Here is a 16504-nt window from a genome sequence, read left to right on the forward strand (position 1 = left end):
CTGAACGCCGCGCCCGCCGACCAGATCCGTCTTCTCGACGTCCAGGCCCTCGACCTGCGCCTGTCCCAGCTCGCCCACCGGCGCAACTCGCTCCCCGAGCACGCCGAGCTCGAATCGCTCACCAAGGACCTCGCGCAGCTCCGCGACCTGCTGGTCGCCGCGCAGACCGAGGAGAGCGACACCACCCGCGAGCAGACCAAGGCCGAGCAGGACGTCGACCAGGTCCGCCAGCGCGCCGTGCGCGACCAGCAGCGTCTCGACTCCGGGGCCGTCTCGTCCCCCAAGGACCTGGAGAACCTCCAGCGCGAGCTCGTCTCGCTCGCCAAGCGCCAGGGCGACCTGGAGGACGTCGTCCTCGAGGTCATGGAGCGCCGCGAGTCCCTGCAGGAACGTGTCGCCGAACTGTCCGGCCGCGTCGCCTCCGTCCAGGCCAAGGTGGACGACGCCACCGCGCGCCGCGACGCCGCGTTCGAGCAGATCGACGCCGAGGTCGCCACGGTGACCAAGCAGCGCGAGGTCGCCTCGGGCACCATCCCCGCCGACCTCCTCAAGCTGTACGAGAAGCTCCGCGTCCAGTCCGGCGGCGTCGGCGCGGCCCGCCTCTACCAGCGCCGCTGCGAGGGCTGCCAGCTGGAGCTCAACATCACCGAGGTCAACGAGGTGCGGGCCGCGGCCCCCGACGCGGTCGTGCGGTGCGAGAACTGCCGCCGCATCCTTGTCCGTACGTCCGAGTCCGGCCTGTAGCCATGGGACGCAGCCTCGTCATCGAGGCCGACGGCGGCTCCCGGGGCAACCCGGGCCCCGCCGGCTACGGCGCGGTCGTCCTCGACCCGCAGACGGGGGAGACGCTCGCCGAGGCCGCCGAGTACATCGGCGTCGCCACGAACAACGTCGCGGAGTACAAGGGCCTGATCGCCGGGCTCCGCGCCGCGCACGCGCTCGCACCGGACGCGACCGTCCACGTCCGCATGGACTCCAAGCTCGTCGTCGAGCAGATGTCCGGCCGCTGGAAGATCAAGCACCCGGACATGAAGCCGCTCGCTGCCGAGGCGGCGACCGTCTTCCCGCGGGTCCGGGTCACCTACGAGTGGATCCCCCGGGAGAAGAACAAGCACGCCGACCGGCTCGCCAACGAGGCGATGGACGCGGGCAAGAAGGGCAAGAAGTGGGAGCCGTCGGCTTCCACGGCCGACCTGGTCTCCGGCCCTCCCCGGGTGGTGGGCGACGCGGTGGCCGGTGCGGCCAAGGCCCGGGCGGCGCTGGGACGGGCGGTGGCCGAGCCGCTGACCCTGCCGGACGCCTCGGAGGCCGAGCCCGTCGCCGCCCCCACCGTGGGCTGGGGTGCCTCCGCCGATCTGGGCACGCCCGCGACCCTCGTCCTGCTGCGCCACGGCGAGACCGCGCTCACCCCGAGAAGCGGTTCTCCGGAAGCGGCGGTACGGACCCCGGGCTGTCGGCGGTCGGCCGCCGCCAGGCCGAGGCGGTCGCCGCCTCCCTGGCCGCGCGCGGCACCGTCCAGGAGATCGTCAGCTCCCCGCTCAGGCGCTGCCGCGAGACGGCGGACACGGTGGCGGCGCGGCTCGGCCTGGACGTACGCGTCGAGGAGGGCCTGCGCGAGACGGACTTCGGGGCGTGGGAGGGCCTGACGTTCGGCGAGGTGCGCGAGCGCTACCCCGCGGACCTGGACGCCTGGCTGGCCTCCCCGAAGGCGGCGCCGACGGGCGGCGGCGAGAGCTTCGCGACGGTGGCGCGACGGGTCTCGGCGACGCGCGACAAGCTGATCGCGCGTTACGCGGGCCGCACGGTCCTGGTCGTCACCCACGTGACCCCGGTCAAGACGCTCGTACGCCTGGCTCTGGGCGCTCCGCCCGAGTCCCTGTTCCGCATGGAACTCTCGGCGGCGTCGCTGTCGGCGGTGGCGTACTACGCGGACGGCAACGCGTCGCTGCGTCTGCTGAACGACACGTCGCACCTGCGGTGAGCGGTGCCGGACGCCGGGTCCCGCGGGAACGGCGTCCGGCACCGCACGCTGTGCTTCCCCGGGGCCGGCCCCGGGCCCCGGCGGGGTCAGCGCCGCAGCGCCGCCGCCTCCCGGGCCAGCGTCTCCACCCGGCCCCAGTCCTTCGCGGCCAGCGCGTCCGCCGGGAGCATCCAGGTGCCGCCCACGCACCCCACGTTCCCCAGCGCCAGGTACGACGGCGCCGAGGCCGGCGTGATGCCGCCCGTGGGGCAGAAGCGTGCCTGGGGCAGCGGGGCGCCCAGGGACTTCAGGTACGCCGTGCCGCCCGCCGCCTCCGCCGGGAAGAACTTCATCTCGCGCACGCCGCGCTCCAGCAGCGCCACGACCTCCGAGGCCGTGGAAACCCCCGGCAGGAACGGAACCCCGGACGCCGTCATCGCGTCCAGCAGCGCGTCCGTCCACCCCGGGCTCACCAGGAACCGCGCCCCGGCCGCGACCGCGTCGTCCACGCCCGCCGGGGAGATCACCGTGCCGGCCCCGACCACCGCGTCCGGCACCTCCGCGGCGATGGCCCGGACGCAGTCGAGCGCGGCGGGGGTCCGCAGCGTCACCTCGATCGCCGGCAGCCCGCCCGCGACCAGCGCACGCGCGAGCGGCACCGCGTCGGCGGCGTCCTCCAGGACAACGACGGGGACGACGGGCGCAAGGTCCAGTACGGAAGTCATGCCGTCATCCTGCCGTCGACAGGCGCAGTGCGCAACGGGCGTTGCAGAGCATGCAACGCTCAGTGGATCTGCCTCACCACCACATCCAGCGCCCACGCCTTGCCGGCCTTCTCCGGAGCCGAAGCCTCCACCACGTGGCCCAGATCCCGCAGCGCCGAAACCAGCTCCGCGGGCCCGGCCGGGGCCGCCCCCGACACGAGCAGGTCCCGTACGATCCGCCCCTTCGTCGCCTTGTTGAAGTGACTGACGACGGACCGCTTCTCGACCCCGGCCGCGTCGGTCCGCGCGTGCAGCACCCGCACGGTCGCCGTCCGCCCCGCCACGTCCCCCTTCGGCTTCCAGGCCGCCGCGTACGCCGACGACCGCAGGTCCAGCACCAGCCCGTCACCCGCGGCCACCGGCATCGCCGCGGCCATCGGCCCCCGCCAGTACGCCCCCAGCGCCCCCAGCCCCGGCAGCTTGACGCCCATGGAGCACCGGTAGGAGGGGATGCGGTCACCGATCCCCACCGCACCCCACAGTCCCGAGAACACCAGCAGCGACTCCCGGGCCCGCGCCCGCGCGGCCGCGTCCAGGGTGGCCAGGTCCAGCGCGTCGTACAGCACGCCGGTGTAGATCTCCCCGGCCGGCCGCGCCCCGGCGGTCCGCAGCTCCACGTTCTTGGCGATCTCGCCGCGCAGCCCCTCGCTCAGGCCGAGGACCGCGCGCGCCTTCTCCTCGTCGGCGGCGCACAGCTCCACCAGCTCGTCCAGCACCGCGGCCCGCGCCCCGGCCAGCTCCGGCAGCGACAGGGACTCCGGCTTCAGGGGCGCGCCGGAGCCACTGGCGGCCTTTCCTTCGGACGGCGGCAAGAGCACGAGCACAGCGGAACTCCTCGATGACGACGACGCGCGTACACACGGCAAAACGCCAGGGTAAGCGGGCCCCGCCGGGCCGCCCCGCCCCGCCGTCCCGCCGACCGTCACGCGGGCTGCGCGGGCGAGCCGTCCGACGCCCGCGTGACGGCGTCGACGAACGCGCGCGGATCGTCGGCGTGCAGGCGCACGGTCCGCGTCTCGGCCCGTTTCCCGAGCGGCCGCAGATAGGCGACCGGCCCGGTCAGTTCCAGGACGACGGTCGTCTGCCCGCCCACGCGGAGGCCGAGGACACCGTCCTCCCCGGTGTCGGAGTAGCGCCGTTCGACGCGTACGGACCGGACCGAGGCGGCCGGCACGCGCACGTCGTAGAAGACGCCGTACCGGATCCGCAGCGACCCGTCCGCGCCGACGACGTGCGGCCGGGTCACGCAGGCGGCGTGCAGCCCGAGGATCTGGATCACCGTGTACACGTCCAGGAACAGCACGACCGCGTGCACCGCCGGCCACGGGATGAGCAGCGCCAGCACCACCGTCTCGACGACGGCGGCGAAGAGCAGGCCGAAGAGCAGCGCCGTCTGCGGCCCGGTGTACGGCGCCGCGTACGCTCCGGGCCCGACCCCGTGCCGCCGCCTCGCGAGCCAGAGCGCGAGGCTGTGCAGCGCCCGCACCTCGTGCTCCACGAGCCGCAGCGTCCGCACCGGAGCGGCGGCGCGCACCGCCGGCCGGCCCCCCTCGGCGTACAGCCGTCGCATGCGCGACGCCTGCCGCACCAGCGCCGCGAGCACCAGCACCTCGGCGGCGACGATCACCGGGGCGGTACGTCGATCCCGGCCGGCAGACACGTGACCAGGGCGAGCTCGGCTCCCACGACGAGGATCCCCGCGGTCCGCCCCGTCACCGCTCCATCCTCTCCGCGAGCAGCTCCATCACCCGGCGTACGACGGCGGCCTGGGCGGGGGCGAAGTCCGCGAGCACGGCTTCCCCGTACGTACCGGCCGAGGCGGCGGGCCCTTCGGGCGGGATCGCGGCGATCGCGGCGTCCGGCACGGCCGCAGCGAGTTCGTCGGCGAGCGGCCCGATCCGGGGGTCGTCGCGGGAGGCGCCGGCCAGCGCGTCGAGCCGCTCGTACAGCACCACCACACCCGGGTCCCGGGTCATCGGAGCGAGCGCTTCCAGCAGCTGATCGCTCTTCCCGTCACCGGCCAGCAGGGTCAGATGGTCCCGGTCCTTCGCCGCCGACGGCGAATCGGTGACCGGCAACCCGCCCAGCAGCTCGGCCAGCGCGGGCGGCACGGGACCCTCGGCGGGCAGCGTCCCGGCCTCGGCCTGCGCCAGCAGCTCGCCGAGCCGCGCCCGCCGCCGCCGGACGTCCGCCTCCTGGCGGGCGAGGTCCGCGTCCAGTTCGCGCAGTACGACGGCGAGTTCGGTCCCGGCGTCGTCGGCGAGGACGTCCCGCACCTCGTCCAGGCCGAGCCCGAGCCCGGTCAGCCGCCTGATCCGGGCCAGGAGGACGGCGTGCCGCACCCCGTACACGCGATAGCCGTTGGCCAGCCGCGGGGGCTCGGGCAGCAGGCCCTGGTGGTGGTAGTGCCGCACGGCACGGGGAGTGACCCCGGCGAGGGCGGCGAGTTCTCCGATCCGCATGAGGCCAGTAGAAACCCTGACGCTGCGGCAGGGTCAACCGGACCGGCCTGGCGGGTAGCATGGTCGGCACGGCAGACGAGCCGGGCGGACGGCCGCGTGGGGATCTCCGGATCTCCCCGAGGAACGTCCGGGCTCCACAGGGCAAGGTGGTGGCTAACGGCCACCCGGGGTGACCCGCGGGACAGTGCCACAGAAAACAGACCGCCGGGGACCTCGGTCCTCGGTAAGGGTGAAACGGTGGTGTAAGAGACCACCAGCGTCTGGGGTGACTCAGACGGCTAGGTAAACCCCACCTGGAGCAAGGTCAAGAGGGGCCGTCGCAAGACGGCCCTGCGCGGACGATCGAGGGCTGCCCGCCCGAGTCCGCGGGTAGACCGCACGAGGCCGGCGGCAACGCCGGTCCTAGATGGATGGCCGTCGCCCCGACGACCGCGAGGTCCCGGGGCACAGAACCCGGCGTACAGCCCGACTCGTCTGCCTCTTAAGGCTTCTGGTCAGTGAAAACGCAGGTCAGGGGCCTTCTCCCGTGGATTGGAAGACTCGGTCCGTACCGTTTCAAACCGGACCGCACGGCTATGTACGTAGCTTCGAAAGCAGCCACGAAGGTGGCCGTGTCCCGCAGGGCCGGATCCGATGTCGGGGCCTTCGGAGCGCCGCCGCCCCATAAACGCCCAGGTGACGCCGGTGTAGCGCCCAGTAGGAGAAGTACTCGTCTAAGAGTTGTCCCGTAACTGTGGTGGCGGAGCAGCCGCAGCCTCGTCAGGCGCTCGGGTTCCTCCACAGATGCCGCTCGTCCAGGGTCCCGAACCGCACGTCTCCGCGTTCAAGGCCGACGAGGATGGGCCAGCAGTCCAACAGTTGCTGTCTCACATCGCGCGAGGCGAGGTACTGCACGGAGTTGTAAGGCACGATCAGGAGCCCGTTGCTCTCGCGGACTCGCTCAGTGTCGATGGCGAGAGGCGGCTCGTCATCACGCTGGCTGTGCGCGAGAAACGCCACCGCGAGTTGCAGGGCTTCGTCCTGCTCTATCATCCGTCTCCAGTCCGTCGGCTCGACGAAGGCACCCTAACCGTCCTGGGATGATCTCGGCGTGGCTGGTGTGATCACGGCGTCACAGCCGACTTGGATAGCCCCGTTCACCGGGTTGAGCCCGAGGCTGTTCGGGAAGCTGGTGACCGTTCTGCGGTGCCAGGGTGCGGATGCCGTTCGCAGGGGCCGGCCGTGGAGTCTTCCGCTGGAGGACCGGGCCCTGCTGGTCGCGGCGTACTGGCGCACGAACCTGACCATGCGGCAGCTCGCCCCGCTGTTCGGGGTCTCGAAGTCGGCGGCGGACCGGATCATCGACCACCTCGGGCCGATGCTCGCGCTCCAGCCCCGCAAGCGGTTCGCCAAGGACAGCGTGCTCATCGTGGACGGCACCCTGGTCCCCACCCGGGACCACACCGTGGCCGAGCAGTCCAAGAACTACCGGTACTCCACCAACCACCAGGTCGTCATCGACGCCGACACCCGCCTGGTCGTCGCAATCGGCCGACCGCTTGCCGGAAACCGCAACGACTGCAAGGCATGGGAAGAATCCGGTGCCAAGGCCGCTGTCGGCACGACCATGACGATCGCCGACGGTGGCTATCCGGGCACCGGGCTCGTGATGCCCCACCGGCGACGCAAAGGCGAGGAGCTGCCCGACTGGAAGCAGGCCCACAACAAGTCCCATAAGCAGGTCCGCGCCCGTGTCGAGCACGTCTTCGCCCGCATGAAGACCTGGAAAATCCTCCGCGACTGCCGCTTGAAGGGCGATGGTGTCCACCACGCCATGCTCGGCATCGCCCGGATGCACAACCTCGCCCTCACCGGATAGGCCAGCGACAACATAGCGATCGACCCTGCCATGGGCGACTCATAGATCATTTACGGGACAGCCCTTAGTGTCCTGGCTACCTGCGACGACGAAGTTGAAGGGAGGCTGGCCTGCGGGGATGGGCATCGTTCGTTCCGGTCGTTTCCGGTTGTCACTCGGTATCTGGTATCCAGGATGAGTCCAGAAACCGACGCCTTCGTGTCAGCCAACCAGGTGCTTCAGGAAGTCGCTCACAAACTTCTGGACCTCTGCTTTCGTCGTGCTGTCTTCTACGCACAGACGGTCCACGTCCCTGATTCCAGCGTGCTTGAACAAGCGGTCCCGGCTGCGGTCGGCAGAGGCCCGGCCCTTATGGTGCGGGCCGTCCACCTCGATGACCCCGACGCGTCCGCGATACGTGATCAGGAAGTCCGGCTCGAAGGTGTGTCCAGGCACTCGCAGTGCCCCGAGGGGCATGATCCCGATTGTTTCATTTTCCGCAAGTCGGGCCTGGTGCTCCTTGAGCACATGGTAGACACGCTGTTCCCATTCATTCGTGAAGTGGAGACCGTCCTCGGCTGGATGCCGAGGTTCGAGCCGGACCTTCCGGGCCTGGTTCGTCTGGTAGCCGCCCTTGAGATCACGGGCCAGCTGCTCCCGCCAGTTCGGCCCGACCCTCGGGACTACCTCTCGGATCAAGACATCCTCGATGTCCCGTCCACACCCGACCGCGACAGTCTGAAAAGCCGACTTGATGTCGTTGAGGAGATAACTGGTGTTGTGAATGAGGTGAGGCTCCAGCTCAAGGACGACCTCTTGGTACTCCCTGTCATAAGAGTAGGACATCGTCTCTTCGTAGACGCTGTGCCTCTCGATTCGGGCGCTCGTCACGTCCAGCATCAATGCGGCTGCCCTCGTGTGCCCCCGCTGAGCCAGCAGCACTGATGCGGCACCGATCACCTCGTCGTCGCTCAGCTCGATGTCACGCGAGCGCACCTGTTCACTCATGGGCAGGATTGTCGCATCGCCTACTGACAACCGAGCAGCCGGCTAAGGGCAGTTATGCGATGCCTCGAACAAGGAGCGTCCCAATGCGCTTGCCAGTCGGCGGTGCGATGACTTCGGCCGTCACGTTCGTGAATCCCGCCCGTTCAAGGGTGACCACCCAGGCCTGCGGCTCGTAGTCCCAGCGCTTCACGTACAACGGCTCCGCGCCCTTCCCCGGCGGCTGTATCTGAGACGCCTGAAGGCCGTAGCAGCCCGCCAGAGCAGGAGGATTGTGGGAGAACGCGAATACACCACCGGGCGCGAGGCGCGCGCTCACAAGCGGCAGCAGCACGGCAGGGTCGGTGAACCAGGCAGCTCCGAACACGGAGAAAATAGCCGCGTACTTCTCCTTCTGGGCGGAGAGGAAGTCCTCGGCAGCTGCCTCCCTGACATCCAGGTACGGCCAGCGACCGCGAGCCTTGGCGATCTGCACGGGCGAGATGTCCACACCGACCGCTTCGGCTCCCAGCTCGACAAGGTGGGCAAGGTTTCCTCCACTGCCGCAGCCAAGGTCGAGGACGCGTGCACCGGCAACGTTGCCGAGGATCTCCACGTCCGGTCCGTGATCCGGCCACTGTGTCCAGTTGAACCACGTGGGCGCCCCGGCCGCGTTCGTCTCCCTGCGACCCGACTTGGCCGCGCCCCACACGTCCCATGCACTGATGTCTTGCTCTCGCACCGGCCCTCTGATTCTGTCGCCGTACGGGTCGAGCCCTCCTTCTTGGCCTGGGGGAGGGGGAGGGCCCGACTGCTGCTTACTTCTTGCCGCCGACGGGGCTGTCGGTGCAGCCCGCGTGGCACTGGGTGCACTCGGCGGCCTTGGACCACAGCGCCTCGTCCACGGCGAATCCTGCCGCACCGATCGCCGCCAGGGTGCGGTTCCGGACAGCCTCCGGGCCACCGGTCTCCGTCGCGTCGGGCACGCCCGGGTGGTGGTGCAGGAACCGGCCCGCGTGCCGGTCGCAGAACTCCTGATACGCCTGCGTGCGAAGCAGGAAGGCGTGCCAGCCCCAGTCCACTCGCTCGGACGGCGACAGCGGCGCGTCCGTCGTCGTCCCGGCGATCAGGAACGCGACGGTCTGACCGACGATCCTCTCGGCCAGGACCCGGCTCGTACCGGGGTGCGCCTTGATGACGTCGGCGGTCAGGGCCTGCCACACCTCGCGAGGCAGGTACATACGGGGCTCGGTGCGGTGGATCGGGGGATGCTCAAGCGCGATGGTCACCTGGATGTCTCTTTCCTCTCGGCGGAGCGCTGCGTGCGGCGGCGCGGGCATGTGCAGACCGGCATCACGCTGGTCGTCAGGGGCGGGCCACCCTCACCCTCGTACAGAGTTCGGGGCTTGGTGCGGGTGCCGTCTGGCCTGACCGTGTAGGCGTCGATGCGGATCGGCATGGCATCCATCGTCGGCGCGCGGCCAGGTCATTGCGGCGGCAGACATGGCGTCATCCGGGCGTCACTCGTGGGCGTCAAATCGGTGTCATTCAAACCGCGTTGAGGCTACCTTCGAACCATGACGACTGCCGCGACGAACGATGTTCTGCGGGCCGTGCGAATCAGCCTGCGCATGAGCCAGGACGATTTAGCGAAGGCGCTCCGCACAGCCGGCGAGGAACTGGGCGACCCGAACGAAGCAAGCAAGCGTCTCGTCCAGCGCTGAAAATCCGGCACCAGCCGCGCTCCACGCCCCGTATACGCCCGCGCTCTGGAGCACGTCACGGGGCGCCCCGTCGAAGCCTTGGGCTTCGCCCTGCCCGTGCCGCGGGCACGCGTCCATCCCGATTCCGCAGGAGGCCACGACATGGACCTCGGGCCCGAAGGCATTCAGGCGGCCACCGCCACACAGCCGCCACCGGGTGGTACGAACTACTCTGGCGTCTGGCTCTCCCGATACGAATTCTTCAGCTCCTCGCGCGGCGAGACGTTCGAGGCCGAGCACTACGTAGTACTGCTTCAACACGGCACCCGGCTGACCGGCCAGAGCCTGCCTGGAGCGTCCGGCAACCCGGACAGCCCACTCACCCTGGACCTGACCATCGACCGCAGCGTAGTCACCGGTTCGTGGGTTGAGCAGACCGCCGCCGACGGCTACTACCAGGGCGCCCGCTACCACGGCGCGATCCAGATGCTGGTGGAGCCGACTGGTCGCCGCATGGCGGGCAAGTGGGTCGGCTTCGGCAAGGACTTCGATGTCAACACCGGTCCCTGGGAACTGAGGCTCATCGACACGTCCACGTCGAAGGCAGCGCTTCAGAAGTACAGCCGCCCGCCGCAGTAGGGCCACTCGGAGAATTGCTTCTCGGGGAGCAAAGCGGTGGCAGGTCGGAGGTCGACCGCTGACCTGGCGGTTACGTCGACACGCCTCCCCCTCCCTCTCCACCGACGGCGGCATCCCGCCGAACACCGCCGCTCCCACACCCGGCACCCACCGACACCCAGCAGACCCCACAAGGCGGGCGTCGCGATGACACCGACGGCAGCACCGGCCGCAACAGAGACAACGCCATGGCGGCTGGGCACGTAGGTGCCCGAGGTCGTGGGACTTCCCCGTGTAGGCGGTGATGGTGCGTACGCTGCGGCCCGACTGTCCCAGAAGCGACGAAGCCCCGCTGGATGGCTTGGCGCCGGGGCGGGGACTTCGTGCTGCGAGGCGAGACGGGGTGTATCCGCGCCTGCGTAGCCGTCACATAGCCACGCTGGTGGCCGTACCGTCCGTTTGTGAGGTCATAGCGATGTGGCGACCCTCCCCGGCGTACAGCCCAGCTCGCCTGCCGTCTGCCGTCTGCCGTCTGCCGTCTGCCGCCCACGCCCGAAGGTCTGTCCTCAGGACTGGAGCCGGGCCGTTTCCTTTGCCCGGTCGCGCCGGGACAGTGCGGCGGCCATGCGCATCAGCGGCGGCAGCAGCCCGTACGCGGCCACCGGCACCACTATCGCCGTCAGGACGAGCGTCTGTACGGCGAGCGGCAGCGGACTGACCCACGGGCGCAGCGCGACCATGACGAGGGTGATCGTCGGGTACACGGCCAGCCAGGTCAGCAGGGCCCGGACGTGCACCGACGGGGCGAACGGGGTGGAGCGTGGTGAGGACATGGGTCTATCCCTCCTGAGTGCTGGAGACGTCTCCAACTCTTTGGTTGGAGATACTGGCACGGCCCGGCGACCATGTCCAACCGCCTGGTTGGAACTGACATACCCTGAGGCCCATGGCATGGGACACGGAACGGACGAAGCGGCTGCTCCTGGAGGCCGCCAGGGCGGAGTTCGCCGAACACGGCATCGCCGGAGCGCGGGTGGACCGGATCGCGGCGAAGGCCGGAGTCAACAAGGAGCGCATCTACGGCTACTTCGGCAACAAGGAGAAACTGTTCAACGTGGTGCTCGTCGACGCCATGACGGAGCTGGCCGACAAGGTGCGGCCGGGCGAGGGCCCGGTCGGCGAGTACGTCGGCCGGCTCTTCGACTTCCACCGCAGGGACCCGGCGCTGCTGCGGCTGCTGATGTTCGAGGCGCTGTACTACGGGGACGCGCTGGTGGACCGGAGCCCGAGGCGCATCGAGTGGTACGAGGACGCGGTCGCGACCCTGGCGGAGACCAGGGGCTGCACGACGGAGGAGGCCGGGCACCTCCTGATCATCCTGGTCGGGCTGGCCGCCTGGCCGATCGCGATGCCGCAGCTGGCCCCGCTGGTGCTGGGCGCGCAGGGGCGGGACGACGAGGCGCTGACCGGTCTGCGGCAGTTCGTGGTCGCTTTCGCGGAACGCGGCGTGCGGCCGGGGGGAGAAGGCGGAAAGCCGGAGTGAGAAGACCGCGGGCCTGCGGACCCGCGGTCCTCCTCGGTCCGCCTCGGCTCTTCTCGGTCTTCCTCGGTGCCGACGGCCCGGCCGGGTGTTCAGGCGCTCGCGCCGTCCCCCTCCTCCGGGATGCGCGCGCCCGCGCCGCCGACCCTGATCCGCCCGTCGCCCGCGCGCAGCCCCACCGTCAGGACGCCGGGGCGCCCCATGTCGTCGCCCTGGTGGAGAGTGAGCACCGACTCCTGCGGTACGAGACCCAGTTCACGCGCGTACGCACCGAAAGCCGCCGCCGCGGCCCCCGTCGCCGGGTCCTCCACGACGCCGCCCACCGGGAACGGGTCGCGGACGTGGAACGTCGTCGCGTCCTCGCGCCACACCAGCTGCACCGTCGTCAGGTCCAGGCGGCGCATCAGCGAGGCCAGCCGCTCGAAGTCGTACGACAGCCGCGCCAGCCGCTCGCGGGTCGCGGCCGCCAGGACCAGGTGGCGGTTGCCGGCGTACGCGATGCGCGGCGGGAAAGCCGGGTCGAGGTCGGCGGCGGCCCAGTCCAGTGCGGCCAGCGCCTCCGCCACCTCGCTCTCCGCCACGTCCGCCACGTGCGGCTCGACGCTGGTGAGGGTGGCGCGGTACGTGCCGTCGGCGGACTCGGTCACCTCCACCGGGACCGTGCCGGCCGGCGTCTCGAAGACCAGCTCCCCCGGGCGGCCCCGGTGCTCGGCGAGCGCGATCGCCGTCGCGACGGTGGCGTGACCGCAGAACGCGACCTCGGCCTGCGGGCTGAAGTACCGGACGGTGAAGGCGCGTCCGGGCTCCAGCTCCTCCGTGAGGAACGCGGTCTCGCTGTAGCCGACCTCGGCCGCCACGGCGAGCATGGCCGTGTCGTCGAGCCCGGCCGCGTCCAGGACGACACCCGCCGGATTGCCGCCCTCCGGGTCGGTCGAGAAGGCCGTGTACCGCAGGACGTCGGTGGGGGTGAACGACTTCATACCGCGGTCAACCACCGCACCCGCCGTGATGTTCCCTCCGTCGTGCTGTCCCCTCAGCCGCGCCCGACGTACGGCATCGTCGTCGCCAGCACCGTCGCGAACTGCACGTTCGCCTCCAGCGGAAGCTCCGCCATGTGCAGCACCGTGCGCGCCACGTCCCGCACGTCCATCACCGGCTCCGCCATCAGCTCGCCGTTCGCCTGGAGGATGCCCGCCTGCATCCGCTCCGTCATGTCCGTCGCCGCGTTGCCGATGTCGATCTGGCCGCACGCGATCCGGTACGGACGCCCGTCCAGGGAGAGGGACTTCGTCAGGCCCGTCATGGCGTGTTTGGTGGTCGTGTAGGCGAGGGAGTGCGGCCGGGGCGCGTGCGCCGAGATCGAGCCGTTGTTGATGATCCGGCCGCCCTGCGGGTCCTGGCCCTTCATCTGCCGGAACGCCGCCTGCGCGCACAGGAACGAGCCGGTGACGTTCACGTCGACGACCGAGCGCCACTCCTCGTACGCGATGTCCTCCACCGGCACACCGCGCGGCCCGAACGTGCCCGCGTTGTTGAAGAGCAGGTCGAGCCGCCCGTACCGCTCACGCGCGGCGGCGAAGAGCGCGTCCACGTCGCCGGGCGCGGACACGTCCGCCGGTACGCACAGGGTGTCGCCGCCGGCCGCCTCCGCGGTCTCTTCGAGGGGCTGCGCACGCCGTCCCGCCAGCGCCACCGACCACCCCGCCCCGGCCAGGGCGAGTGCGACGGCCCGGCCGATGCCCGAGCCCGCTCCGGTCACGACGGCGGTCTTCGTCCGAGGGTTCATGGCCCAGCAGCGTACGTGACACGTACATGAAAGCGTGGCGACGCCCCGTGCCACTCCAATGCCTGTGACAACAGCCGTCAGGGGAGGGGCAGATGACTACCACATCGGGCGCGTCGGACGCGTCAGGCGTGTCAGGCGCATCGGGCACGTCAGGCGTATCGGGCGCATCGGGCCGTGGTCACGGCCGGGAGCTCAGGGCCGCAGCGCGGCACATCCACCGCCGCCGGTTCCTCACCGTCACCGGAGCCGCCGCCGCGCTCGCCTTCGCGACGAACCTGCCGGGGACCGCACAGGCCGCGGAGTTCGACGCCAAGAAGATCGCGGACGACCCCTTCACCCTCGGCGTCGCGTCCGGCGATCCGCTGCCCTCGTCCGTACTCCTGTGGACGAGGCTCGCCCCCAGGCCGTACGAGCCGGACAGCGGCCTGCCGCGCGCCCGCGTCCAGGTGCGCTGGGAACTCGCCCGCGACGCCGGTTTCAGGCGGACCGTCAGGCGCGGCCACGTCACCGCGCACCCCGAGTTCCACCACAGCGTCCGCGTCGAGGCCGGCGGGCTCGACCCCGACCGCGTCTACTACTACCGCTTCCGCGCGGGCGACTGGATCAGCCCGGTCGGCCGCACCCGCACGGCGCCCGCCCGCTCCGCGCGGATCAGCGAGCTGCGGCTCGGCGCGGTCTCCTGCCAGGCGTACCACGACGGGTACTTCACCGCGTACAAGCACCTCGCGGAGGAGGACCTCGACGTCGTCCTCCACCTCGGCGACTACCTCTACGAGTACGCCGTGAACGCCGCCGGGGGCGCCCGCGCCTACCCCGACCGCCGCGTGCCCGCCCACTTCAACCGCGAGACGGTCACGCTGGAGGACTACCGCCTGCGGTACGCCCTCTACAAGTCCGACCCCGACCTGATGGCCGCGCACGCCGCGCACCCCTTCGTCGTCACCTGGGACGACCACGAGACGGAGAACAACTACGCGGGCGGCATCCCCGAGAACGGCGTACCGCCCGAGGAGTTCCTGCTGCGCCGGGCGGCGGCGTACCGCGCCTACTGGGAGAACCAGCCGCTGCGCGCCCCGCAGCAGCCCGACGGCGCGGACATGCGGCTCTACCGGCGGCTGCACTTCGGGCGGCTCGCGCAGTTCGACATCCTCGACACCCGCCAGTACCGCTCCAACCAGGCGTACGGCGACGGCTGGCAGCTCCCGGGCCCCGAGTCCGAGGACCCGTCGCGCACCATGACCGGCGCGGAGCAGGAGCGGTGGCTCATCGACGGCTGGCGCGACTCGCGGGCGCGGTGGAACGTCGTGCCGCAGCAGGTCACCTTCGCCCGGCGGCGCAGCGCGGGCGACCCGAAGGTCAGCATGGACGCGTGGGACGGCTACCCGGCCTCGCGCAGGCGCGTGCTCGACGGCGCGGAGGCGGCCGGCGTCGACAACCTCGTGGTGCTCACGGGCGACGTCCACGTGTCGTACGCCTTCGACCTGAAGAAGGACTTCGAGGACCCGGCCTCGCGCACCGTCGGCACGGAGTTCGTCGCCACGTCCGTTTCCAGCGGCAAGGACGGCGCGCAGAGGCCCGCCAACTACGACCGCCTGATGCAGGGCAACGCGCACCTGAAGTTCTACGACGGCAGGCGCGGCTACACGACACTCACGCTCGGCGAGGACGCGGCGCGCGCGGACTTCCGGACGGTGTCCGCGGTCACCACGCCCGGCGCGCCGGTCACGACCGCCGCCTCACTGGTCACCGAGGCGGGGAATCCAGGACTGAAGCCCGCCTAGACCTCGTCTCCCGGGTAGCGGACGCCGATGCGGTCGCGCACCGCGTCGAGCGTCCGCATCACGGCGAGGCTGCCGTCCAGCGGGACCAGCGGCGACTCCTTCTCGCCCGCGCGCAGACAGCGCATCACCTCCGCCGCTTCGTACTGGAGGCTGTGACGGCTGCCGGCCCCGACGGTGAACTCCTCAGGCTCCGCCCCGTTCCGGTGCAGCGTGAACCGGTCGGGGTAGAAGAAGCCGTGCCCCAGCTCGATCCTGCCCTTCGTCCCCGTCACGGCCGCCGTGACGGGGGTGTCGGCGGTGATGGAACAGCTCAGCAGCGCCGTCGCCCCCGCGTCCCACCCGAGCAGCATGCCGGTGTTCAGGTCGACGCCCTCCGGCGACAGCAGCGCGTCGGCCTGTACGCGGTCCGGCTCGCCCAGCAGCAGATGCGCGAACGACACCGGGTACACGCCGAGGTCCAGCAGCGCCCCGCCGCCCAGCGCGGGATCACGCAGCCGGTGCTCGGGCGCGAACGGTCCCGCGAGCCCGAAGTCGGCGTGCACGGTGCGCACTTCCCCGATCGCACCGTCCCTCACCAGCTCCGCGAGCCGTCTGATGGCGGGGTTGCAGTACATCCACATCCCCTCCATCAGGAACCGGTCGTGGCGCCGGGCCACGGCGACCAGTTCCTCCGCCTCACGGGAGTTGAGCGTGAACGCCTTCTCGCACAGCACCGCCCGGCCCGCCTCCAGGCACAGGCCGGCGGCCACCCGGTGCGCGGAGTGCGGGCCTGCGACGTACACCACATCGACGTCCTCGTCCGCGGCGAGCTCCGCCCAGCTCCCGTACGCCCGCGGTATCCCGAACCGCTCGGCGAACGCCTTCGCGCCGGCGGTCGTACGGGATGCCACCGCCACCACCTCGGCGTTCTCCGCCTCCCGCATCTCCAGCAGATCCGCGGTGAACGAGGACGCGATGCCGCCCGTCGCCAGCACACCCCACCGCACGGTTGTTCCGCCCATACCCAGCTCCCAGGAAAAGGTGTCGACCACTCCGGCCGAGCTGAGAGCATAGATGCGTATTCAACGAC

16 protein-coding genes, 1 other RNA gene and 2 pseudogenes are annotated in these 16504 nt (G+C 71.0%); 7 read left to right on the forward strand and 12 right to left on the reverse strand.

The window, feature by feature from the left end:
* Together BN1555_RS22600 and BN1555_RS22605 are read left to right on the forward strand one after the other, a co-directional pair.
* A complete protein-coding gene (locus BN1555_RS22600; RefSeq protein ID WP_093803569.1) occupies positions 1-744 on the forward strand; it encodes a zinc ribbon domain-containing protein in 744 nt (247 codons plus the stop codon).
* 2 nt (positions 745-746) lie between these two features.
* Positions 747-1981: pseudogene (locus BN1555_RS22605) on the forward strand (bifunctional RNase H/acid phosphatase).
* An 86-nt stretch (positions 1982-2067) separates the two neighbouring features.
* On the opposite strand, the gene eda reads toward BN1555_RS22605, so the two are convergent.
* The 4 genes from eda to BN1555_RS22625 all read right to left on the reverse strand — a co-directional run bounded on the left by eda (position 2068) and on the right by BN1555_RS22625 (position 5186).
* The gene (gene eda / locus BN1555_RS22610; protein WP_093801079.1) at positions 2068-2685 is read right to left on the reverse strand and encodes a bifunctional 4-hydroxy-2-oxoglutarate aldolase/2-dehydro-3-deoxy-phosphogluconate aldolase; all 618 of its coding nucleotides are present in this window, start codon (positions 2683-2685) and stop codon (positions 2068-2070) included.
* Positions 2686-2744: 59 nt separating this feature from the next.
* Positions 2745-3548 carry a peroxide stress protein YaaA gene (gene yaaA, locus BN1555_RS22615; RefSeq protein WP_093801080.1) on the reverse strand — a complete coding sequence of 268 codons (804 nt, stop codon included), beginning with the start codon at positions 3546-3548 and terminating at the stop codon, positions 2745-2747.
* A 98-nt stretch (positions 3549-3646) separates the two neighbouring features.
* Complete coding sequence (locus BN1555_RS22620; protein ID WP_255306129.1) at positions 3647-4351, reverse strand: hypothetical protein; 705 nt, start codon at positions 4349-4351, stop codon at positions 3647-3649.
* An 85-nt stretch (positions 4352-4436) separates the two neighbouring features.
* Positions 4437-5186 (reverse strand): MerR family transcriptional regulator, encoded by a 750-nt coding sequence (locus BN1555_RS22625; protein ID WP_093801081.1) that lies wholly within the window; start codon positions 5184-5186, stop codon positions 4437-4439.
* A gap of 76 nt (positions 5187-5262) precedes the next feature.
* Between BN1555_RS22625 and rnpB the strand changes: the two genes are divergently transcribed.
* Positions 5263-5663: RNase P RNA component class A (rnpB, locus tag BN1555_RS22630), an RNA gene on the forward strand.
* 282 nt (positions 5664-5945) lie between these two features.
* Here the strand turns inward: rnpB and BN1555_RS22635 are convergent.
* Complete coding sequence (locus BN1555_RS22635) at positions 5946-6218, reverse strand: YrhB domain-containing protein (protein ID WP_093801082.1); 273 nt, start codon at positions 6216-6218, stop codon at positions 5946-5948.
* A 58-nt stretch (positions 6219-6276) separates the two neighbouring features.
* Between BN1555_RS22635 and BN1555_RS22640 the strand changes: the two genes are divergently transcribed.
* Positions 6277-7044 carry a transposase gene (locus BN1555_RS22640; protein ID WP_093801083.1) on the forward strand — a complete coding sequence of 256 codons (768 nt, stop codon included), beginning with the start codon at positions 6277-6279 and terminating at the stop codon, positions 7042-7044.
* A 201-nt stretch (positions 7045-7245) separates the two neighbouring features.
* Here the strand turns inward: BN1555_RS22640 and BN1555_RS22645 are convergent, their stop codons facing one another.
* The 3 genes from BN1555_RS22645 to BN1555_RS22655 form a co-directional block, all read right to left on the reverse strand.
* Positions 7246-8031, reverse strand: coding sequence for a hypothetical protein (locus BN1555_RS22645; RefSeq protein WP_141662878.1), 786 nt, complete (start codon positions 8029-8031; stop codon positions 7246-7248).
* A 52-nt stretch (positions 8032-8083) separates the two neighbouring features.
* Positions 8084-8623 (reverse strand): class I SAM-dependent methyltransferase, encoded by a 540-nt coding sequence (locus BN1555_RS22650; protein WP_255306130.1) that lies wholly within the window; start codon positions 8621-8623, stop codon positions 8084-8086.
* Positions 8624-8825: 202 nt separating this feature from the next.
* Positions 8826-9296, reverse strand: a complete 471-nt coding sequence (locus BN1555_RS22655; RefSeq protein WP_218058198.1) for a glycine-rich domain-containing protein — start codon at positions 9294-9296, stop codon at positions 8826-8828.
* 288 nt (positions 9297-9584) lie between these two features.
* On the opposite strand from BN1555_RS22655, the pseudogene BN1555_RS22660 reads away from it, so the two are divergent.
* A pseudogene (locus BN1555_RS22660) lies at positions 9585-10349 on the forward strand (XRE family transcriptional regulator).
* Between the two features lie 545 nt (positions 10350-10894).
* On the opposite strand, the gene BN1555_RS22665 reads toward BN1555_RS22660, so the two are convergent.
* A complete protein-coding gene (locus BN1555_RS22665; RefSeq protein WP_093801086.1) occupies positions 10895-11161 on the reverse strand; it encodes a putative antibiotic biosynthesis monooxygenase in 267 nt (88 codons plus the stop codon).
* Between the two features lie 113 nt (positions 11162-11274).
* On the opposite strand from BN1555_RS22665, the gene BN1555_RS22670 reads away from it, so the two are divergent.
* Complete coding sequence (locus tag BN1555_RS22670; protein ID WP_093801087.1) at positions 11275-11871, forward strand: TetR/AcrR family transcriptional regulator; 597 nt, start codon at positions 11275-11277, stop codon at positions 11869-11871.
* Positions 11872-11960: 89 nt separating this feature from the next.
* Here BN1555_RS22670 and BN1555_RS22675 read toward each other — a convergent pair whose 3' ends face one another.
* Complete coding sequence (locus BN1555_RS22675; protein WP_093801088.1) at positions 11961-12848, reverse strand: PhzF family phenazine biosynthesis protein; 888 nt, start codon at positions 12846-12848, stop codon at positions 11961-11963.
* A gap of 53 nt (positions 12849-12901) precedes the next feature.
* Positions 12902-13654, reverse strand: a complete 753-nt coding sequence (locus BN1555_RS22680; RefSeq protein WP_093801089.1) for an SDR family oxidoreductase — start codon at positions 13652-13654, stop codon at positions 12902-12904.
* Positions 13655-13746: 92 nt separating this feature from the next.
* Between BN1555_RS22680 and BN1555_RS22685 the strand changes: the two genes are divergently transcribed.
* The gene (locus BN1555_RS22685; RefSeq protein WP_093801090.1) at positions 13747-15435 is read left to right on the forward strand and encodes an alkaline phosphatase D family protein; all 1689 of its coding nucleotides are present in this window, start codon (positions 13747-13749) and stop codon (positions 15433-15435) included.
* Here BN1555_RS22685 and BN1555_RS22690 read toward each other — a convergent pair.
* On the reverse strand, positions 15432-16436 hold the full coding sequence (locus BN1555_RS22690; RefSeq protein ID WP_093801091.1) for a Gfo/Idh/MocA family protein: 1005 nt from the start codon (positions 16434-16436) through the stop codon (positions 15432-15434). The two genes, BN1555_RS22685 and BN1555_RS22690, sit on opposite strands and share 4 nt — an antisense overlap.
* Positions 16437-16504: the final 68 nt, after the last annotated feature.

The sequence above is a fragment of the Streptomyces sp. Wb2n-11 genome (assembly GCF_001049855.1).
GTDB lineage: Bacteria > Actinomycetota > Actinomycetes > Streptomycetales > Streptomycetaceae > Streptomyces > Streptomyces altiplanensis.

What these genes read in the sequence shown, in the direction of transcription:
- eda (WP_093801079.1), bottom strand. Translation starts at nt 2,685, where the DNA reads ATGACTTCCGTACTGGACCTTGCGCCCGTCGTCCCCGTCGTTGTCCTG.
- BN1555_RS22625 (WP_093801081.1), bottom strand. Translation starts at nt 5,186, where the DNA reads ATGCGGATCGGAGAACTCGCCGCCCTCGCCGGGGTCACTCCCCGTGCC.
- BN1555_RS22635 (WP_093801082.1), bottom strand. Translation starts at nt 6,218, where the DNA reads ATGATAGAGCAGGACGAAGCCCTGCAACTCGCGGTGGCGTTTCTCGCG.
- BN1555_RS22645 (WP_141662878.1), bottom strand. Translation starts at nt 8,031, where the DNA reads ATGAGTGAACAGGTGCGCTCGCGTGACATCGAGCTGAGCGACGACGAG.
- BN1555_RS22665 (WP_093801086.1), bottom strand. Translation starts at nt 11,161, where the DNA reads ATGTCCTCACCACGCTCCACCCCGTTCGCCCCGTCGGTGCACGTCCGG.
- BN1555_RS22670 (WP_093801087.1), top strand. Translation starts at nt 11,275, where the DNA reads ATGGCATGGGACACGGAACGGACGAAGCGGCTGCTCCTGGAGGCCGCC.
- BN1555_RS22675 (WP_093801088.1), bottom strand. Translation starts at nt 12,848, where the DNA reads ATGAAGTCGTTCACCCCCACCGACGTCCTGCGGTACACGGCCTTCTCG.
- BN1555_RS22680 (WP_093801089.1), bottom strand. Translation starts at nt 13,654, where the DNA reads ATGAACCCTCGGACGAAGACCGCCGTCGTGACCGGAGCGGGCTCGGGC.
- BN1555_RS22685 (WP_093801090.1), top strand. Translation starts at nt 13,747, where the DNA reads ATGACTACCACATCGGGCGCGTCGGACGCGTCAGGCGTGTCAGGCGCA.
- BN1555_RS22690 (WP_093801091.1), bottom strand. Translation starts at nt 16,436, where the DNA reads ATGGGCGGAACAACCGTGCGGTGGGGTGTGCTGGCGACGGGCGGCATC.